The 17,970-nt window shown below is 71.9% G+C and carries 16 protein-coding genes; 13 read left to right on the plus strand and 3 right to left on the minus strand.

The window, feature by feature from the left end; all coding sequences use genetic code 11:
- Positions 1-23: 23 nt before the first annotated feature.
- The 9 genes from ABGB17_RS12275 to ABGB17_RS12315 all read left to right on the plus strand — a co-directional run bounded on the left by ABGB17_RS12275 (position 24) and on the right by ABGB17_RS12315 (position 11,145).
- On the plus strand, positions 24-719 hold the full coding sequence (locus tag ABGB17_RS12275) for an SDR family oxidoreductase (RefSeq protein WP_347628617.1): 696 nt from the start codon (positions 24-26) through the stop codon (positions 717-719).
- A 257-nt stretch (positions 720-976) separates the two neighbouring features.
- Entirely contained in the window at positions 977-1,918 is a 942-nt protein-coding gene (locus tag ABGB17_RS12280) for a sigma-70 family RNA polymerase sigma factor (protein WP_347628619.1), read from the plus strand.
- Between the two features lie 356 nt (positions 1,919-2,274).
- Positions 2,275-3,588, plus strand: coding sequence for an ammonium transporter (locus ABGB17_RS12285; protein WP_347628621.1), 1,314 nt, complete (start codon positions 2,275-2,277; stop codon positions 3,586-3,588).
- Positions 3,585-3,923, plus strand: a complete 339-nt coding sequence (locus ABGB17_RS12290; protein ID WP_347628623.1) for a P-II family nitrogen regulator — start codon at positions 3,585-3,587, stop codon at positions 3,921-3,923. The genes ABGB17_RS12285 and ABGB17_RS12290 overlap by 4 nt, the downstream gene beginning before the upstream one ends.
- Before the next feature lie 7 nt (positions 3,924-3,930).
- On the plus strand, positions 3,931-6,291 hold the full coding sequence (locus tag ABGB17_RS12295; protein ID WP_347628625.1) for a [protein-PII] uridylyltransferase: 2,361 nt from the start codon (positions 3,931-3,933) through the stop codon (positions 6,289-6,291).
- Positions 6,292-6,582: 291 nt separating this feature from the next.
- The gene (locus ABGB17_RS12300) at positions 6,583-9,711 is read left to right on the plus strand and encodes a nitrate- and nitrite sensing domain-containing protein (protein WP_347628627.1); all 3,129 of its coding nucleotides are present in this window, start codon (positions 6,583-6,585) and stop codon (positions 9,709-9,711) included.
- A 90-nt stretch (positions 9,712-9,801) separates the two neighbouring features.
- Positions 9,802-10,215 (plus strand): roadblock/LC7 domain-containing protein, encoded by a 414-nt coding sequence (locus tag ABGB17_RS12305; RefSeq protein WP_347628703.1) that lies wholly within the window; start codon positions 9,802-9,804, stop codon positions 10,213-10,215.
- Positions 10,215-10,574 carry a DUF742 domain-containing protein gene (locus ABGB17_RS12310; protein ID WP_347628629.1) on the plus strand — a complete coding sequence of 120 codons (360 nt, stop codon included), beginning with the start codon at positions 10,215-10,217 and terminating at the stop codon, positions 10,572-10,574. Before ABGB17_RS12305 ends, ABGB17_RS12310 begins: the two co-directional genes overlap by 1 nt.
- Positions 10,575-10,587: 13 nt before the next feature.
- Positions 10,588-11,145: an ATP/GTP-binding protein gene (locus ABGB17_RS12315; protein ID WP_347628705.1), complete on the plus strand. Its 558-nt coding sequence runs from the start codon at positions 10,588-10,590 to the stop codon at positions 11,143-11,145.
- A 34-nt stretch (positions 11,146-11,179) separates the two neighbouring features.
- Here ABGB17_RS12315 and ABGB17_RS12320 read toward each other — a convergent pair whose 3' ends face one another.
- Entirely contained in the window at positions 11,180-12,136 is a 957-nt protein-coding gene (locus ABGB17_RS12320; RefSeq protein WP_347628631.1) for an SIS domain-containing protein, read from the minus strand.
- A 34-nt stretch (positions 12,137-12,170) separates the two neighbouring features.
- Complete coding sequence (locus ABGB17_RS12325; RefSeq protein WP_347628633.1) at positions 12,171-13,247, minus strand: hypothetical protein; 1,077 nt, start codon at positions 13,245-13,247, stop codon at positions 12,171-12,173.
- Between the two features lie 193 nt (positions 13,248-13,440).
- On the opposite strand from ABGB17_RS12325, the gene ABGB17_RS12330 reads away from it, so the two are divergent.
- Genes ABGB17_RS12330 through ABGB17_RS12345 form a run of 4 tightly spaced genes read left to right on the plus strand, consistent with a single transcriptional unit; the run spans position 13,441 to position 17,359 of the window.
- Positions 13,441-14,580, plus strand: a complete 1,140-nt coding sequence (locus ABGB17_RS12330) for a spermidine/putrescine ABC transporter substrate-binding protein (protein ID WP_347628635.1) — start codon at positions 13,441-13,443, stop codon at positions 14,578-14,580.
- A 10-nt stretch (positions 14,581-14,590) separates the two neighbouring features.
- Positions 14,591-15,523: an ABC transporter permease gene (locus ABGB17_RS12335; protein WP_347628637.1), complete on the plus strand. Its 933-nt coding sequence runs from the start codon at positions 14,591-14,593 to the stop codon at positions 15,521-15,523.
- The gene (locus ABGB17_RS12340) at positions 15,516-16,289 is read left to right on the plus strand and encodes an ABC transporter permease (protein WP_347628639.1); all 774 of its coding nucleotides are present in this window, start codon (positions 15,516-15,518) and stop codon (positions 16,287-16,289) included. Before ABGB17_RS12335 ends, ABGB17_RS12340 begins: the two co-directional genes overlap by 8 nt.
- Positions 16,286-17,359 (plus strand): ABC transporter ATP-binding protein, encoded by a 1,074-nt coding sequence (locus tag ABGB17_RS12345; protein ID WP_347628641.1) that lies wholly within the window; start codon positions 16,286-16,288, stop codon positions 17,357-17,359. The genes ABGB17_RS12340 and ABGB17_RS12345 overlap by 4 nt, the downstream gene beginning before the upstream one ends.
- Before the next feature lie 2 nt (positions 17,360-17,361).
- Here ABGB17_RS12345 and ABGB17_RS12350 read toward each other — a convergent pair whose 3' ends face one another.
- The gene (locus ABGB17_RS12350; RefSeq protein WP_347628643.1) at positions 17,362-17,970 is read right to left on the minus strand and encodes a TetR family transcriptional regulator; all 609 of its coding nucleotides are present in this window, start codon (positions 17,968-17,970) and stop codon (positions 17,362-17,364) included.

Consider the following 17,970-nt stretch of genomic DNA (forward strand, 5'->3'; position numbering starts at 1 on the left):
TTCCGGCCTCTAAGGTGAGAAGCATGGCCGGACGACCCATCGCTCTGATCACCGGAGGCTCGCGCGGCGTGGGGGCGGCGATCGCCCGGGCCCTCGCCCCGGAGTACGACCTGCTGCTCGGGGGGCGCGAGAGCACGGCGCTCCAGCAGATCTGCGGCGAGCTCGGCGCCCGGCCCTGGCCGGTGGAGCTGACCGACGAGCGGGCCGTCGCCGAGGCCGCGGCCGAGGTGGAGCGGCTCGACGTGCTGGTGCACAACGCGGGTGTGGCGCGGCTGGGCACGGTCGCCGAGCTGCCGGTGTCCGCCTGGCGTGACACCTTCGAGGTGAACGTCACCGCCGTGGCCGTGCTCACCCGGCGCCTGCTGCCCGCGCTGCGCGCCGCACGCGGGCACGTCGTGATGATCAACTCCGGCATGGGACGGCGCGCCGGGGCCGGCTGGGGCGCGTACGCGGCGAGCAAGTTCGCGCTGCGGGCCCTGGCCGACACGCTGCGGCTCGAGGAGGCCGGCAACGGCCTGCGCGTCACCACCGTGTACCCCGGCCGGATCGACACCGAGATGCAGCGCTCCGTGCGCGAGCAGGAGGGCGGGGAGTACGAGCCCGCCAAGTACCTCGTCCCCGAGTCGGTGGCCCGCGCCGTGGTGGCCGCACTCGGAGCCGGCGAGGACGCCCACGTCACCGAGATCGTCGTCCGCCCCGCGGCCGGCCCTCTCGCCTGATTCCCTGATCCGCCTGATTACGGGTCGCCTATTTTGTAGTGCTTTGCCAGGTTTTTTCGGCGCATACCCAGCCGATTGGCGGACCCGGCTCATCCCTGAGGAGGACACCGGAAACCGTTCTCCGGTCCTATCTCTTTAGGGAATCTTTGCCGTGAACTGTTCGTTGTTGGGGGCAAGCAGGGGGAGAGCGGGGTGCCGCGACGCGGAACCCGCTCCACCCGCTCAATACGGCGGGCGGCGAGACGAGGTGCCATCGCATGGCAAGGCCGACGGGGAATCGGGCGCAGGAGCAGCAGGTCGCGGACAAGGACCTGCTCGGCACGTATCTGGCGGAGATAGGCCGGGTGCCGCTGCTGAGCGCGGAGCAGGAGGTCGAGCTCGCCAAGCGCATCGAGGCGGGCCTGTTCGCCGAGCAGCTCCTGGACGGCGGTGACCCCGAGCCGAAGCTCGCGGACGCCACCGACGAGGAGCTCGAACGGCTCGCGGTGTCGGGGCAGCGGGCCAAGGACGAGTTCATCCAGGCCAACCTGCGGCTGGTCGTGGCGGTGGCCCGGAAGTACTCCGGGCGGGGGATGCCGCTGATCGACCTGGTGCAGGAGGGCAACCTCGGCCTCGTGCGCGCCGTGGAGAAGTTCGACTACCGCCGCGGCTACAAGTTCTCCACCTACGCCACGTGGTGGATCCGCCAGTCCGTCGGCCGCGCCATCCACGAGCAGGCCCGGCCGGTGCGGCTGCCGACCCACGCGGGCGAGCAGATGACCCGGCTCATGCGGGTGCGCCGCGACATGATGGCCGAGTTCGACGCCGAGCCGACCGACGACGATCTCGCGGCCGTGCTCGACCTGCCGATCGAGCGGGTGCGCGAGCTGCGCCGCTGGGCGTCCGACCCGGTCTCCCTCCAGCTCGGCGTGGGCGACGAGGACGAGACCGAGCTCGGCGACATGATCGCCGACGACACCTGGGCCGATCCCGAGCAGCAGGCGATGGACACCCTCGACCGCGAGAGGCTGGAGGTCTGGCTGCTCGGCCTGGAGGGACAGATCCGGGAAATGTTGCGGTGGCGTTACGGTCTGGTCGACGGTCGTGAGCACACCCTCACCGAGGTCGGCGAGCGGTACGGCATCGGCCGTGACCGGGCGCGGCGCATGGAGCGCGACGCGCTGGCCCGCTTGCGTAAGCTGGCGCAGGCCGCCGCGTAGGCAGGTTTCCCCGGCGCGAATTTCGCGGCCTGTCCTCCCTTTTGTGATGGTCCGGTGGCGTGCCGGACCGTGTCACCGCGCAGGTCGGCGGCCCCTCGGGCCGCGTCCCGCGCCGGCCGCCCCACACAGGCGCCCGGATAGGGGTGCGCCGATAGAGGGGTGGCGGCCTATCCGAAACGTGACCGAAACACTGTGCCCGCGAGTTTCACCTACGTGAAACACACCAGGTAAGGACCTGAAACGGCGGAAGAACACGCTTTCGGCCAACGTCAGTGCGCAGCCGGTCAATGAAGCCCTGGAGCGCCCACTGCGGGAGAAATCGGCCACACGCCATTTTGTAAGGAGGGTCGCATCGGATGAAGATCGATAGCGGCACCACAGCCTGGATGCTCGCGGCCACCGCACTGGTGCTGCTCATGACTCCGGGCCTTGCGTTCTTCTATGGAGGCATGACCAGGGCGAAGAGCGTCCTGAACATGATGATGATGTCGTTCGTCAGCATCATCACGGTCACCATCGCCTGGATGCTCTACGGTCACTCCCTCGCCTTCACCACCAACGGCAGCGAGTTCCTGAACAAGTTCGTCGGCGGGCTCGACGCCCTCGGCCTGCAGAGCCTGGTCGACACGGCCACCAAGGACGACGGCACCGGCATGCCGTCCCTGGTGTTCTCCGCGTTCCAGCTCACGTTCGCCATCATCACCGTCGCCCTGATCAGCGGCGCCATCGCCGACCGCGCCAAGTTCGGCGCCTGGGTCGTGTTCTCGGTGGTCTGGGCGACCCTCGTCTACTTCCCCGTCGCGCACTGGGTGTGGGGCGGCGGCTGGCTCACCGAGCTCGGCATCGAGGACTTCGCCGGTGGCACGGTGGTCCACGTCAACGCCGGAGCGGCGGGTCTCGCGCTCGCCTTCGTGCTCGGCAAGCGCACCGGGTGGCGCAAGGACCCGATGCGTCCGCACAACCTGACGCTGGTCCTGCTCGGCGTCGGCCTGCTGTGGTTCGGCTGGTTCGGCTTCAACGCCGGCTCGGAGCTGGCGGTGGACGGCACCGCGGGCCTCGCGTTCATGAACACCCAGATCGCCACGGCCGTCGCCGCCGGCGCCTGGATCCTGGTCGAGAAGATCCGCGACGGCCACTCCACCACGCTCGGTGTCGCGTCCGGTGCGGTCGCCGGTCTGGTCGCCATCACCCCCGCTTGTGGTTTCGTCGACCCCTGGGCCGCCGGTGTCATCGGCGCGCTCGCCGGTGCGGTCTGCGCGTACGCGGTCGGATTGAAGTACAAGTTCGGGTATGACGACTCGCTCGACGTGGTCGGCGTCCACCTGGTGGGCGGCGCGCTCGGCGCCATCTCGCTCGGCTTCTTCGCGGCCTACCCGTTCCTCGACCCGCAGACCACGGGCCTGTTCTACGGTGGCGGCCTCACCCAGCTCGGACGTCAGGTCCTCGGGCCGGTCGTCGTCGGGCTCTACTCCTTCGTCCTCGCGTGGATCATCGGCAAGATCATCGACAAGACGATGGGCTTCCGTATCCCCGAAGAGGAAGAGGTCACCGGCATCGACATCACCACCCACGCCGAGACCGGCTACGACCTCGGCTCCGTTCACGCCTCGGGCGTCTCGTCGTCCGTGAACGGTCCTGTCCCATCAGTGGCGAAGAAGGTAGAAGCATGAGGCTCATCACAGCGGTGATCAAGCCCTTCAAGCTCGACGAAGTGAAGGCGGCGCTGGAGCAGTTCGGCGTCAAGGGCATGACGGTCAGCGAGACCAGCGGCTACGGCCGCCAGCGCGGCCACACCGAGGTCTACCGCGGCGCCGAGTACCAGGTCGACCTGGTGCCCAAGGTGCGCGTGGAGGTCCTCACCGAGGAGGAGGACGCCGAGGACGTCATCGACGTCATCGTCAAGGCCGCCCAGACCGGCAAGATCGGTGACGGGAAGGTCTGGTCGGTGCCGGTCGAGACGGTCGTCCGGGTCCGCACGGGAGAACGCGGACCGGAAGCCCTTTGACCGGATGATGAGAGGCGACGCTCGCTCATACGCCGGAGCCCGCAAGGAGCGGGCCTCGGACATCGATCGCTGGCTGGCCGACCTCTTCCGCACGGCGCATCCGCAGCCGTACGGGCGGGACGGCCGGGCCTGGCCCGGGGGGACGAAGAGCGGGTACGCGGCCGGAGACGAACGAGGTGCCGGCGCCCATTCACCGGGCGCCGGCGCCGCTCCCGTAGGGGCCGGCACGCCCTACGCGGGCAGCGGGGTCGCTCTGGTCGCGGTCGGCAGCCTGGGGCGGGGGGAGCTCGCCCCAGGCAGTGATCTCGACCTGGTCCTCATCCACAACGGCCAGGAGGACGTGGCCCGCATCGCGGACCGCATCTGGTACCCCATCTGGGACTCCGGGCTCGGGCTCGACCACTCGGTGCGCACGGTCGACGAGGTCACCAAGGTGGCCAGGGAGGACCTCAAGGCGGTCCTCGGCCTGATTCAGGCCCGGCACGTGACGGGGGACCCCGAACTGACGAGGGCGGCCCGCGAGGCCGTGCTCGCCGAATGGCGCGCGGACTCGCGCCGCAGGCTCGCCGAGCTGCGGGAGGCGGCGGAAAAACGCGCCGAGTCCGCGGGTGAGCTCGCCTTCCTTCTCGAACCCGACCTGCAGGACTCCCGGGGCGGGCTGCGCGACGTGCAGGCCATGCAGGCGGTCGCCGCGGCCTGGGTCGCCTCGGCGCCCGGGCCCCGCGTCCGTGAGGCGTACGAGTTCCTGCTGGACGTCAGGCACGGCCTCCACCTGGTCACCGCGCGCGGCGCCGACCGCCTGGTGCTGCAGGAGCAGGACGCCGTGGCCGGGGCGCTCGGACTGCTGGACGCCGAAGCGCTGATGCGGCGCCTCGCCGAGGCCGGCCGCACGGTCTCGCACGCCTTCGACGCCACCTGGCGCACCGTGGACCGCCTGCTGTCCGGCCCCGCGCCGCGCGGGCGGCGGCCGCTCGCCGACGGCGTCGTCGAGCACGGCGGCGAGGTGGTGCTCGCGCGCGGGGTGAACCCCAAGGACGACCCCGTGCTGATCCTGCGGGCCGCCGCCGCGGCGGCCGAGGCGGGGCTGCCGCTGGCGCCCGCCACGGTGTCGCTGCTCGCCGCGCAGTCCCCGCCGATGCCGGTCCCGTGGCCCGACGACGCCCGCGACGCGCTCGTGGCGCTGCTCGGCGCCGGGCGGGCCGCCGTCCCGGTGTGGGAGGAGCTGGACCAGGCCGGGGTCATCGTGCGGCTCATCCCCGACTGGGAGCGTGTGCGGCACCGGCCGCAGCGCAACCCCGTGCACCGCTTCACCGTGGACCGCCACCTCATCGAGGCCGCGGCCGGGGCCGCGTCGTTCACCCGCGAGGTGGCCCGCCCCGACCTGCTGCTGATCTCGGCCCTGCTGCACGACGTCGGCAAGGGCTGGCCGGGCGACCACTCCACCACCGGCGAGGTCGTCGCCCGCGACATCGGCGCCCGCATGGGCCTGCCGCCCGCGGACGTCGAGATCCTCGCCACCGTGGTCCGCCACCACCTGCTGCTGCCCGAGACCGCGACGCGCCGCGACCTGGACGACCCCGTCACCATCTCCCGCGTCGCCGACGCCGTGGGCAGCCGCCTGGTCCTGGAACTGCTGGCCGCCCTGGCCGTCGCCGACGGCCACGCCACCGGCCCCGCGGCGTGGAACACCTGGAAGGCGTCCCTGGTCTCGGAGCTGGTCCGCCGGGTCCGCTCGGTCCTGTCCGGCAGCCCTCCCGCCCCCGCCCCGGCCCTGTCCCCCCAGCAGGCGTCGCTGGCCCGCCACGGCGGTGGCGCCGTCCGCATCAACGGCGGCGCCGTGACGGTGGTCGCCCCCGACCGTCCCGGCCTCCTGTGGCGCGCCGCCGGTGTCCTGGCCGCCCACCGCATGGTCGTCCGCTCCGCCTCGGCCGCCTCCGCCTCCTCCACCGCCGTGATCGAGTTCTCCGTGGTCCCCGAGTACGGCACCCCGCCCGACCCCGCGACCCTGGAGGCCGACCTCCGCCTGGTCCTGGCCGGCCGCCTGGACATAGAACAACGCCTGGCCCGCCGCACCAGATCCCTGCGTCCCGCCAGGGTCCCCGTGGCCCCACCCCGGGTGAGCCTGGTGGACGACGCCTCCCAAACCGCCACCGTGGTGGAGGTCCGCGCCCATGACCGCCCCGGCCTCCTCTGGCGAATCGGCCGGGCCTTCGGCGAATGCAACCTCGACGTCCGCGCCGCCCGGGTGGAGACCCTCGGCGCCGAAGCCGTGGACGTCTTCTACGTGGTCGACCGCTCCGGCCGCCCGTTGACCGATCCCGCCCAGCGCACCCAGGTAAGGGAACACGTCCTCTCCGCCCTCCGCTGACCCGCCCGGCGCCCCCCTTCCTCCCCCCGGGCGGGGGTCTATTGGGTTTGTGGTGAGTTGGTAGGTGAAGATCTACCTTGGGGGCTTGTGGGGGGTGGATTGCTGTTGAGGGTGGGGGACGGAGACCTGTGTTCACCTGCGGGTTTGTGGGGTGGATCATAACAATTATGTTCAACTGGGCCGTTCTGGCATCGGTATTGGTGACCTTGTGGTCGAATTGTGCCCGCTTATGTACTTATCGGCCATGCCGTCATCCATGCATGGAAGATCGCGGGGGGTGGCAGGGTGCGGGTGACAAGGAACGAGGGACCGGGGGGGTTCGGCGCGGCCGGCGAAGAGCCTGGTGGGGTGGCGGAGCGGCGGCCGGGGGATGAGCGGCAGCGGCAGCGGGGGCGGCAGGGGCAGCACGGCCGGGCTCGGATGTCGCGGATCTCGTTGCGGAACTGGAGGGTCTCGGCCCGGCTCACGGCGCTCATCCTGGTGCCGACCATTGTCGGGGTGTTGCTGGCGGGGCTGAGGGTCGTGTCCTCCGTCGAGAGTGTGGGGGCTTATCAGCGGCACGCGACCGAGACGGGGATCGCGGGAGATCTGAGGGCGCTCGCGCTGGCGCTGGGGATGGAACGCGACAGGTCGATCTGGTCGCAGGTGTCCCGGCAGCAGCGGACGCCGCTGGCGCGGCAGCGTGAGGTCGTGGACGCCGCGGCGGCGAAGGTCCGGGCCGATCTCGGCAAGATCGACGTGGAGTACGGGGACCGTGCCGTCGAGGACGCACGGCAGGTCGGGACGCGGCTGGACGCGCTGGCCGTGATCCGCAAGGGCGGGCAGCCCGCCGAGTACGGCAGCGTGGTCGCGGCCGTGTTGAGGTTGCACGACGAGCTTCTCCAGCACAGTGAGGACCCGCAGCTCATCGGCGGGTCCCGCGGGCTGGTCGCTCTCGCGCACGCCAAGGAGGAGGCCTCGCAGCAGCGGGGCGCACTCCTCGGCACGCTGGCGCGGGGGCAGCACTTCACGCCGGACACGCTGGAGGCGTTCATCGCCTCGCGGTCGCGGCAGCGGGCCGAGCTGGCCTCCTTCAACGCCGAGGCCGGCGCCGACAACGGCAGGTTGCTCGCGCAGACCGTGCAGGGCGGGCAGTTCATCCGCGCCGAGCTCACCAAGTCGTGGGCCATCGCCCTGGCCAGCCGCAACCTGCCCATCAGGGACGCCGCCGGGCGTGCCACCGCGATCAAGCAGTGGTTCGACGACAGCACCAGGACCATCGACCTGCTCGGCCAGGTGGAGCAGCGGGTCGCCTCCGCCGTGGCGGCCCGTGGCGCCGCCCTGGAGTCCACCGAGCGCCGCAACGCCATCACCGCCGGGGTGCTGATCCTCGCGCTGATCCTGCTGGTGCTGACCACCACCGTGCTGATCGCCCGCTCGATGGTCCGCCCGCTGCGCCGCCTGCGCTCGGAGGCCCTGGAGATCGCCGGCTACCGCCTGCCCGGCGCGGTCCGCCGCATGCGGGAGACCGGGGACGGCACGCAGGCGCCGGACGTGCAGCCCATCCTCGTCGGCACCTCCGACGAGATCGGTGAGGTCGCCACCGCCTTCGACGAGGTGCACCGGCAGGCCCTGCTCCTCGCCGCCGAGGAGTCGCAGCTCCGCGGCAACGTCAACGCGATGTTCGTCAACCTGTCGCGGCGCATCCAGACCCTGGTCGAGCGGCAGATCTCCCTGATCGATGGCCTGGAGCGCGGCGAGCAGGACGGTGGCCGCCTCGCGGACCTGTTCAAACTGGACCATCTCGCCACCCGCATGCGCCGTAACAGTGAGAACCTGCTGGTCCTCGCCGGGCACGAGGCCGCGCGCAAGCGCAGCCAGCCCGCCAAGCTCGTGGACGTGGTGCGCGCCTCCCTGTCGGAGGTCGAGGACTACCAGCGGGTCACGGTGAAGGTGCACCGCGGCTCGGCCATCGCCGGGCACGCCGCCAACGACGTGGTCCACCTCATCGCCGAGCTGGTGGAGAACGCCCTGTCGTTCTCGCCGGGCACCGCCAGGGTCGTGGTGTCCAGCAGCATGATCGAGGGCGGCGGCGCGCTGCTGGCGATCAGCGACGCCGGCATCGGCATGACCCCCGAAGAGATCACCGAGGTCAACCGGCGGCTGGCCGACCCTCCCGTGGTGGACGTGTCGGTGTCCCGCCGCATGGGCCTGTTCGTGGTCGGCCGCCTGGCGCTGCGCCACGGCATCCGCGTGCAACTGCGCCGGGGCGACACGGCCGGCCTGATCGCCATGGTGCTCTTCCCGCCGCAGCTCATCACGGTGGACGCCGGGCGCGGCCCCGCGATGGCGCAGCCGGGCCTGCGCGCCGACCAGGCCGCCGTGCCCGGCCCCGCCACCGGCGGCAACGGCGCCCCGGCGTTCGGCGGCACGGGGTCGTTCGCGCCGTTCGCCACACCCGGCACCGGCCCGAGCTCCGCGTTCGGCGACCCGGTGACCACCCCGCCCCCCGACCCCCGCCGCGCCGACGTCCCGCAGGTCCCCCGCCAGGCCGCGCCCCCGCGGACCGGTCCCGCCACGGGCCCGCCGGTCCCCGCCGCCGGCCCGCCGACCGGCCCTTACGGCCCCCGCACCGGCCCGGCCCCGGCGGACCCGCCCACCGGGCCTTTCAACGCACTGCCGGACCCGCTCGGCTCGCCGTCCGGCCCTCTGAGCTCGCCGTCCGGCCCGCTCGGCTCGCCGTCCGGCCTGGTCCCGGGCGACAGCGGGTCGTACGTGACCCGCGCGCCGGAGCCGTTCGTCACGCGCGCCGACGCGCCGGGGTCCTACGCCGACGGCGGGCCGCCCACCGGGCCGTTCCTGTCGCCGATGGGCAACGGGTTCACCCCGGAGGCCCCGACCGGCCCGTTCGGCCCGCCCGTCGACGCGTCCGTACCGGCCGACGGAGGTCCGCTCGGGCCGCGGACCGGCCCGGGCGACTCATCGCTGGAACGGGGCGACGAGTTCCTGCCGATCTTCGCCGCGGTGGAGTCGGCCTGGTTCCGGCGCCCCGACGCCCCGGCGCGGGGCGAGGCCGGGCAGACCCCGGAGCCTCCCGCGGCGCCGGACCGGCGCGAGGCCGAGGCCGCGGCGGACACCCCCGCCGGTGGCTGGGGCTCCAGCGCCGACCAGGGCTGGCAGGCCGCCGACGCGGTGAAGGACCCCTCGCTCGGCGGCATCACGGCCGCGGGCCTGCCGAAACGCACCCCGAAGGCCAACCTCGTGCCCGGCTCGGCGGCGCCCGCCGCCGCCCCCGCGCCGCCGCCGGTCCGCCCCGAGCTGTCCGCCGACCTGGTGCGCGCCCGGATGTCCCGCTTCCAGCAGGGCATCCGCCGCGGCCGCGCCGACATCTCCGAGGGTGCGTCCCGCGCGATCGACCCCGACGGCCCGCCCGGTGACTGATCCGTGGCCGTGCCGTCCCCATCGGCTCCGGCTGTCGCCGGACCAGCCGCAGCACCGAACGACCTTGATGAGGAGGGGCTCGTGATCGACCTGAGTCACGAGGCACGCAGGTTCGACTGGCTGATCACGGAGTTCGTCAGCGGGACGCCGGGCGTGGCGCACGCCGTCGTCGTCTCCGCCGACGGCCTCCGTCTCGCCAACTCCGAGGGGTTCCCCCCGGACCGGGCCGACCAGCTCGCCGCCGTCGCCGCCGGACTGCTGAGCCTCACCGTGGGGGCGTCCCGCGTCTTCGACGGCGGCGGGGTCACGCAGACGGTGGTCGAGATGCAGCGCGGCATCATGCTGGTGATGGCCGTCAGCGACGGGTCGTGCCTCGCCGTCCTCGCGTCGCCCGAGTGCGACATGGGCCTGGTGGCCTACCAGATGACACTGCTCGTCGAGCGGGTCGGGCAGGTTCTCACGCCCGCGCTGCGCGCCGAGTTGCAGACCTCCAGGATCCGGTGATGCGGGGGGGTGACGGGACCGAGGACGAGCCGCTCTTCCGTCCCTACGCCGTCACCGGGGGCCGTGCCGAGCCGAACTACCATCTCGCGATGGAGACACTTGTCTCGTCGGCCCCGATAATGAGCGATGATTTGTCCTTGCTCACCCCGGAGCAAGAGGCGATCATCATGCTTTGCCACTCCGTCCATTCGGTCGCGGAGATCTCCGCGCTTCTGCGGGTCCCGCTCGGCGTGGCCCGTGTGCTGGTCGCCGACATGGCCGACGAAGGTCTGGTACGCCTGCACCTGCCGCGGCTCGACCAAGGACAGCCAGACCTCAACCTGCTCGAAAGGGTTCTCAGTGGACTTCGCAGGCTCTAGCCGAAGCGCGGCGCTGACGTCGACGAAGATCGTCGTCGCGGGCGGCTTCGGCGTCGGGAAGACCACGTTCGTCGGCGCGGTGTCGGAGATCCTTCCTCTCACCACCGAGGCCGTGATGACCGACGCCAGCGCGGGCATCGACGACCTCGGGCTCACCCCGCACAAGACCACGACCACCGTGGCCATGGACTTCGGCCGGTTATCGCTGGACCAGGACCTGATCCTGTACCTGTTCGGCACGCCGGGCCAGCACCGCTTCTGGTTCATGTGGGACGACCTGGTGCGCGGCGCGATCGGCGCGGTCGTGCTCGTGGACACCCGGCGGCTGGCCGACTGCTTCCCGGCGATCGACTACTTCGAGGAGGCGGGGCTGCCCTTCGTGGTGGCCGTCAACGGCTGGGACGGGCACTTCCCGCACGTCGAGCAGGAGGTGCGCGAGGCGCTGACCCTCGCGCCGCACATCCCGATCGTGCGCACCGACGCCCGGGCCAGGGAGGCCGTGAAGTCCACGCTGATCACACTGGTCGAGTACGTGCTGACCGTCCGCGCCGCCTACGGCCGCATGGCCTGACGGCCGCCGGAGAGATCCGGCGGCCGTCGTCTTTTCACGAGCCGCCGGCCCACCAGTGGGCCGCGACCAGCTCCGGCACCAGGGTCTCGGTGAGCAGCGCCACGTCGGGGTCGTCGTCCCCGCGGTACCGGATCGTGTGCGCGCCCGGCACCTCGGCGCCGACCGCGAGCACGGTGGAGCCGCGCTGCCGCATCCAGTCCATCGCCTGCTCGTCGTAGCGCGATCCGGGGAACAGCACGGCCCGGTAGTCCAGCGTCTTGGTCAGGTACACGTCCACGTGCGCCCAGTCGCCGGTCTCGCAGGCGACGGCGGCACGCCGTGGGCCCTCGCGGACCATCAGCGCGGACTGCTCGGCGGACGAGATCCGCTCGGCGGGCGCGATCGTGTACACCCCGTGCGGGCCGTCCAGCAGGCCGAGCGCCTCAGGGAGCCACTCGCCGCGCCGGTCCAGCAGGTCGCCGGTGGCGTCCGCGGCCCGCCGCAGCAGGCCGGGCACGTCGGCCTTCACCCCGGTGAGCCGGGACGACAGGGCCAGCAGCAGCGCCAGGGTGTGCTGGAAGGTACGGCAGGCCACCCCGCCGCGTTCCTCGCCCGCCGCCATGTCCACCACCAGCCCGGCGTGCCGGGTGACCGGCGAGCCCGGTGTGTTGGTCAGCGCCAGCACCCGGGACGCGCCGGTGTGCCGGGCGAGCGCGTCCAGCGTCTCGCGGCTGCCCCCGGTGGCCGAGATCGCGACCACCAGCGTGTCCCGCCCGGGTGGGTACCCGGTCGCGGCCGACGCGTACTCGGCCACCGCGTCCAGGCCGGCGGCCCGCAGCCGCAGCGCCGCCACCCTGGCCGCGTACCGTGAGCTGCCCATGCCGAGGAACACCACCCGCCGCACGCCCTCCGCGATCCCGTCGAACGGGTCGTCCGCCTCCAGGGAGTCGGCGAGCGCGTCGAGCGCCGCGGGCTTGGCCTCCAGGTCGGCCAGGTACAGGTCGGGCTTCACGAGATTTCCTTAGCGGCGGGTGCCGGGTGCGTCGTCACGACGGGAAGCGGGCGCGCAGCACGCCCATGGGGGCGTAGCGCCAGCGGGGCAGGTGCCGGGAAGCGTAGATCAGTTCACGGCACTCCTGCTCGATCTCGAACGGCCCGAGCAGGGACTCCTCCAGCAGCCACGGTCTGCCGCCCTCGGCCAGCCGCTCCCGGTAGGCCGCGAGCAGCGACTCCCGGGCCGACGCCGCCCACGCGACGGCCGCGGCCGGGTCGGCGCCCCGGCGCTTGATCGCCACCTGGGCGACGTGCTCCAGGCTGGTGCGGAGCTGCGCGACGTCGCGGGCGGCGGGCTGGTACGGGTCCTGCCCGCGCACCGTGGGGTTGCCGTCGAAGTCTATGACCGCGTACCCCTCACGCCAGCGCAGGATCTGCCCGACGTGCAGATCGCCGTGCACCCGGATGCGGGGTGTCTCCGCGGCGTGGCCGAGCGGCTCGACCAGCTCGCGCAGCCGCCCGGCGAGCCCGGCCAGCCACGCGCCGTCCTCCCCGCCGGTGAGCTCCAGCGCCTCCGCGAGCGCCTCCGCCGCGCGGTCCTCCCACAGGCGGCCCGGGTCGCCGTGACGCACCGGCTCGGGGAACGTGGGGGACGGGGTGGCGAGCGCCAGGTGCAGGTCCGCGGCGAGCCGCCCGAGGTCGGCGGCGAAGCCGGTGCGCCCGGCCGCGGCCTCGGTCACGCACCAGTCGAAGCCGTCCGCGGCGTCCGGCAGGTACGCGGTCACCAGCGCGACCAGCGTCCCGTGGCCGCCGGCGCCGGGGGCGGTCAGCGCGGCGTACGGCCGCGCGGTCTCGGTGAAGCCGACGGCGGTCAGGTGGGCGAAGAACTCGGGGGCGGGCTGGGGGAGCGGCGCCGGCGGGATGAGCCACTTCACCACCAGGCGTTCCCCCACGATCACCGACCGGTTCGTCTGGTCGGCGTCGATCGCCCGCTCGGGCGCGCCGGCCTCCATCTCCGGCAGCGGATGGAACCGGAGCACGCTGTGACCGCCCGGTGGCGCGGCCCCGCCGGCCAACGCCGCGACCAGGCCACTGCTGCGTCCGTCCCCCGCGACCGGACCCGCCGGCACGGCGGACGACCCCTCGCCTGCTGTTGAACTCAGATTCAACTCGACTACCAAACTACGAGGCAACAATGTACTGAAAAGTCTTGCTCATGTTGATATGTGCTGCAACACTCCTGCCTTGGTCTGCCGTGCGAAGGTCAGGCACTGCGGTCATAAAGCGAACCACAGCAGCTTAAGAACCTAAGGAGTAGCGGTCGTGTCCCGAATCCGGTACACCCGTCGTCTTCCGGCCGCGGCCGTCGCCGCCGGTCTCACGCTCGCCCTCGCGGCGTGCGGCGGTGGCGAATCCCCGACGAGTGCGGACGGTGCGGCGCCCACCGCGGCCGCCGAACAGCTCAACCCCAACGCGGACCTGTCGAAGCAGGGTCTGACGATCACCATCTGGGACGGCTACAGCCCGAAGGACCTGCCGCAGCAGGTCAAGCAGAAACTCGGCTTCGACGTCAAGGTGGCCATCCACGACACCAACGAGACGGCCATGGCCAAGCTGACCGCCGGCGCGGACAGCGGCATCGACGTCGCGTTCGTCTCCGGCCAGTACGCCCAGGCCCTCAACGAGCAGGGACTCCTTGAGCCCCTGCACCCCGAGCTCATCCCGAACCTGGCGAACCTCTATCCCGAGGCGTCGCAGATGTCGTTCGACAAGGGCAACAAGTTCTCCGTCCCCTACACCTGGGGCACCACCGGCATCTGCTACCGCACCGACCTGGTGAAGACGAAGCCGACGAGCTGGAACGACATCCTCAACCCGCCGGCGGAGCTCAAGGGCAAGGTCACCATGATGACCACCGAGCGCTGGCTCGCGCTGCCCGCCCTGAAGTCCCTCGGGTACTCCATCAACACCACCGACGACAAGCAACTCGGCCAGGCCAGAGACCTGCTGCTGAAGGCCAAGCAGTCGCTGCTCGCCTACGACGACACGACGTTCGGCGCCCGCCTGGAGAAGGGCGAGGCCGCGATGGTGGAGGCGTGGGACGGCTGGTGCCCGACCACCAACCCGAAGATCAAGTTCGAGGTGCCCAAGGAGGGCAGCGACCTCTGGTCCGACACCATGGTGATCATGAAGTCGTCCAAGAACAAGGAGGCGGCGCACGCCTTCATCAACTTCATCCTGGACCCGGCCGTGCACAGCTGGGTGGCGGAGAACATCCTGTACAAGGTGCCGAACAAGGCCGCCATGGACATGCTCGCCGCCAACAACAAGAAGCTGCTCGACGCCAACCAGCCGCTGCAGATGACCCCGGCCGACCTGCTCAAGGGCGAGTCGATCATCGACCTCGGCGAGGCGTCGACCAAGTACACGCGGTTGTCCACCGAAGTGTCCGCCAGTCAGTGACGGATCGGCGTTGACCATCGAACAAGAAGTGGCGCGCCCCGGCGCGGCGGGCGGTCCCACCCCGGGACGCCCGCCGCGCCGGGTCCGCGTGCCAGGGCTCGCCGCCGCGCGCCTGGTCTTCCTCGGGCCCGGTCTCACCTATCTGATCGTGCTGCTGATCGTGCCGCTCGCTCTCCTGCTGAGCTACACGATCTTCCGCAGGGGCCGGTTCGGCGGCGTGGTGTACGAGGCGACCGGGGAGAACTTCACCCGCCTGGTCGATCCGCTCTACTTCGACATCGTCCTGAGCTCCATCAAGATCGCCGCACTCACCACGCTGCTGGCGCTGCTGATCGGGTACCCGACGGCGTACGTCATCGCCCGGCTGCCGCGCAGGTGGAAGACCGTGGCGCTGGTCGCGATCGTGCTGCCGTTCTGGACCAACTTCCTGATCCGGGTGTACGCCTGGGTGATCCTGCTCAGCGGGCCCGGTCTGGTGAACAAGGTGCTCACCGGCTTCGGGATCGTCGACGAGCCGCTGAAGCTGCTGTACAACGAAGGCACGATCGTCGTCGGCCTTCTGTACTCCTATCTCCCGCTCATGATCCTTCCGTTGTACGCCGCGATCGAGCGGCTGGACCCCCGGCTGGGGGAGGCGTCGGCCAACCTCGGCGCCCGCCCGGCCCGCACGTTCTGGTCGGTCACGCTGCCGCTGACCATGCCGGGCGTGCTCACCGGGTGCGTGTTCGTCTTCGTGCCGTGCCTCGGCAACTTCGTCATCCCCGAGATCCTCGGCGGTGGCCGGTCGATCATGGTCGGCAACCTGATCAGGGACCAGTTCCTGAAGGCCCGTGACTGGCCGTTCGGCTCCACCCTGATGCTGGCCGTGATCGCGGCGCTGATCGTGCTGCTGTTCCTGCAGGCGTGGGCGTCGCGGATGTACGGAGGCGACCGTCGTGCGTAGGCCGCGGCTGATCCGCGTCCCCTTCTGGGGGACGTACGTCTTCCTGTACACACCGATCGTCGTGCTCGTCGTCATGTCGTTCAACTCCGGCAAGTCGCCGTACGTCTACGAGGGTTTCAGCCTCAAGTGGTTCGGCGAGCTGGCCGGGGACGCCACCGTGCGCCAGGGCCTGGTCAACACGCTGATCGTGGCCGCGGGCACGACGGTGCTGTCCACGGTGCTCGGCACCCTGCTCGCGGTGGGCCTGGCCCGCTACACCAGGTCACGGTTGCTGGACGCCTTCGGTCTGCTGCCGGCCGTGCTGCCGGACCTGATCCTCGCGATCGGGCTGCTGGTCTTCTACTCGGCGATCCGGATGACGCTCGGGCTGCACTCGATCATCCTCGCGCACGCGGTGTTCGGCATGGCGTTCGTCGCCGCGGTGGTGCGCACCCGCCTCACCCACGCCGACACCTCGCTGGAGGAGGCGTCCCGCGACCTCGGGGCGACGCCGGTGGCGACGTTCGCGCGCGTCACGCTGCCCACCCTGGCGCCGGGCATCGCGGCGGGTGCGCTGCTGGCGTTCACGCTGTCCATCGACGAGTTCGTGATGGCGTTCTTCACCGCGGCCCCGACCGAGCCGACCCTGCCCATCGTCATCTACTCGATGGTGCGCTTCGGCGTCACCCCTGAGATCAACGCGCTGGCGACGCTGCTGCTCGCGGTGAGCTTCACCGTGGTCATCGCCGCCCAGCGCATGACCCGACTGACGGAGTCGCTTCGATGACCGCTGTTTCACCGGCCGCCCAGGCGCCCGCCGCGTCCCAGACGCTGGTGGGCATCGAGGGGGTCTCGCGGAGGTTCGGGGACGTCCTCGCCCTGGACGGCGTCACCCTCGACATCAGGCAGGGGGAGTTCTTCGCGCTGCTCGGCCCGAGCGGATGCGGGAAGACGACGCTGCTGCGCATCCTGGCCGGCTTCGAGAGCCCCGACTCGGGGACGGTCACCCTGGACGGCGCCGACCTGCTGACCCGGCCGGCGCACCGCCGCCCGGTCAACCTGATGTTCCAGTCCTACGCGCTGTTCCCCCACATGACCGTGGCCAAGAACGTCGCCTACGGCCTGGAGCGCGAACGGCTGCCGCGCGCCAAGGTGCGTGCCCGCGTCGCCGAGGTGCTGGACACCGTGGGCCTCGCCGCGCAGGCCGGGCGCCGCCCGCACCAGCTCTCCGGCGGCCAGCGCCAGCGTGTCGCGCTCGCCCGCGCCATCGTCAAGCGGCCCCGGCTGCTGCTGCTGGACGAGCCGCTGTCCGCGCTGGACAAGAAGGTGCGCGCGGAGATGCAACTGGAGCTCAAGCGGCTGCAGCACGAGGTCGGCATCACCTTCGTCGTGGTCACCCACGACCAGGAGGAGGCGATGTCGCTGGCCGACCGCATCGCGGTGATGAACTCCGGCCGGGTGGAGCAGGTGGACGCCCCGGTGCGGCTGTACGAGCGGCCCGCCACGCCGTTCGTCGCCGGCTTCATCGGGGACAACAACCTGTTCGAGGGCACCGCGGCCGGGGACGGCTTGGAGGTGCCCGGCCTCGGCACCCTGCCGGCGCAGGGCGGGTTCGCCGCGGGCGCCCCCGCGCTGCTCGGCGTGCGCCCGGAGTCGGTGCGCCTCACGAGCGGCGGCGTGCTCAAGGGTGTCGTGGCGGACGTCAGCTTCTACGGCGGCGTGTCCCACATCGCCGTGCGGGTGCCCGGCCACGACCGGCCGGTGCTGGTCGCCGCGCAGGGCCCCGCGCGGGTGGAGGCGGGCGCCGCGGTCGGCCTGGACTGGCGGCCCTCCGACGCGGTGTTGATCGCGCGGTGAGCTCAGTCGCCGTTCAGCGAGTTGCCGGTGGCGGTGCGCGCGTAGCTGAGGATGTGGCCGGCCGCCTCCTCCGGGCCGATCACCGGGTGCCTGGCCGTGATGCGGTAGCCGTAGGCGTCCTCGAGGGCGACCAGGTTGCGGGCGATGACCACCGAGTCGTCGCTGAGCCGGAACACCCCGAGCGCCGCCCCGGTGTCCAGGATCGACTGGTACAGCGCGACCTGGCGGTCGTACAGCGTGGTGAGCAGCACGGCGTACACGCGGTTGCGGGCGGCGGCCCCGCCGAGCTCGTTGAGCAGGCGCACGCCCGGGTCGTCCGGCCCGACCGGCAGCCCCGAGCGCACCGTCACCACGAGCTTGCGCGCCGGGTCGCTGACCCCCGCGACGCGCTTGACGCGCAGCTCGTAGAACCGCTCCATGCCGGCGTGGTGGGCCTCCACCAGCAGCTCGCTGAGGTCGGGGTAGTGGTAGAGCACCGCGCCGGACGTCAGCCCCGCCTCCTCGGCGACGTGGTTGAGGTGCACGCCCTGGGTGCCGTGCCGCAGGATGGCACGCCGCGCGGCCTCGATGAGGTCCACCCGCCGATCGGCCCGGCTCTTGCGCGCGCTCAT

Origin of the sequence: Sphaerisporangium sp. B11E5, from assembly GCF_039871875.1 — a bacterium.
GTDB lineage: Bacteria > Actinomycetota > Actinomycetes > Streptosporangiales > Streptosporangiaceae > Sphaerisporangium.

Coding starts and splice junctions, on each gene's coding strand:
- ABGB17_RS12275 (WP_347628617.1), top strand. CDS start 24: ATGGCCGGACGACCCATCGCTCTGATCACCGGAGGCTCGCGCGGCGTG.
- ABGB17_RS12280 (WP_347628619.1), top strand. CDS start 977: ATGGCAAGGCCGACGGGGAATCGGGCGCAGGAGCAGCAGGTCGCGGAC.
- ABGB17_RS12285 (WP_347628621.1), top strand. CDS start 2,275: ATGAAGATCGATAGCGGCACCACAGCCTGGATGCTCGCGGCCACCGCA.
- ABGB17_RS12290 (WP_347628623.1), top strand. CDS start 3,585: ATGAGGCTCATCACAGCGGTGATCAAGCCCTTCAAGCTCGACGAAGTG.
- ABGB17_RS12295 (WP_347628625.1), top strand. CDS start 3,931: ATGAGAGGCGACGCTCGCTCATACGCCGGAGCCCGCAAGGAGCGGGCC.
- ABGB17_RS12310 (WP_347628629.1), top strand. CDS start 10,215: ATGCGGGGGGGTGACGGGACCGAGGACGAGCCGCTCTTCCGTCCCTAC.
- ABGB17_RS12345 (WP_347628641.1), top strand. CDS start 16,286: ATGACCGCTGTTTCACCGGCCGCCCAGGCGCCCGCCGCGTCCCAGACG.
- ABGB17_RS12350 (WP_347628643.1), bottom strand. CDS start 17,970: ATGAGCGCGCGCAAGAGCCGGGCCGATCGGCGGGTGGACCTCATCGAG.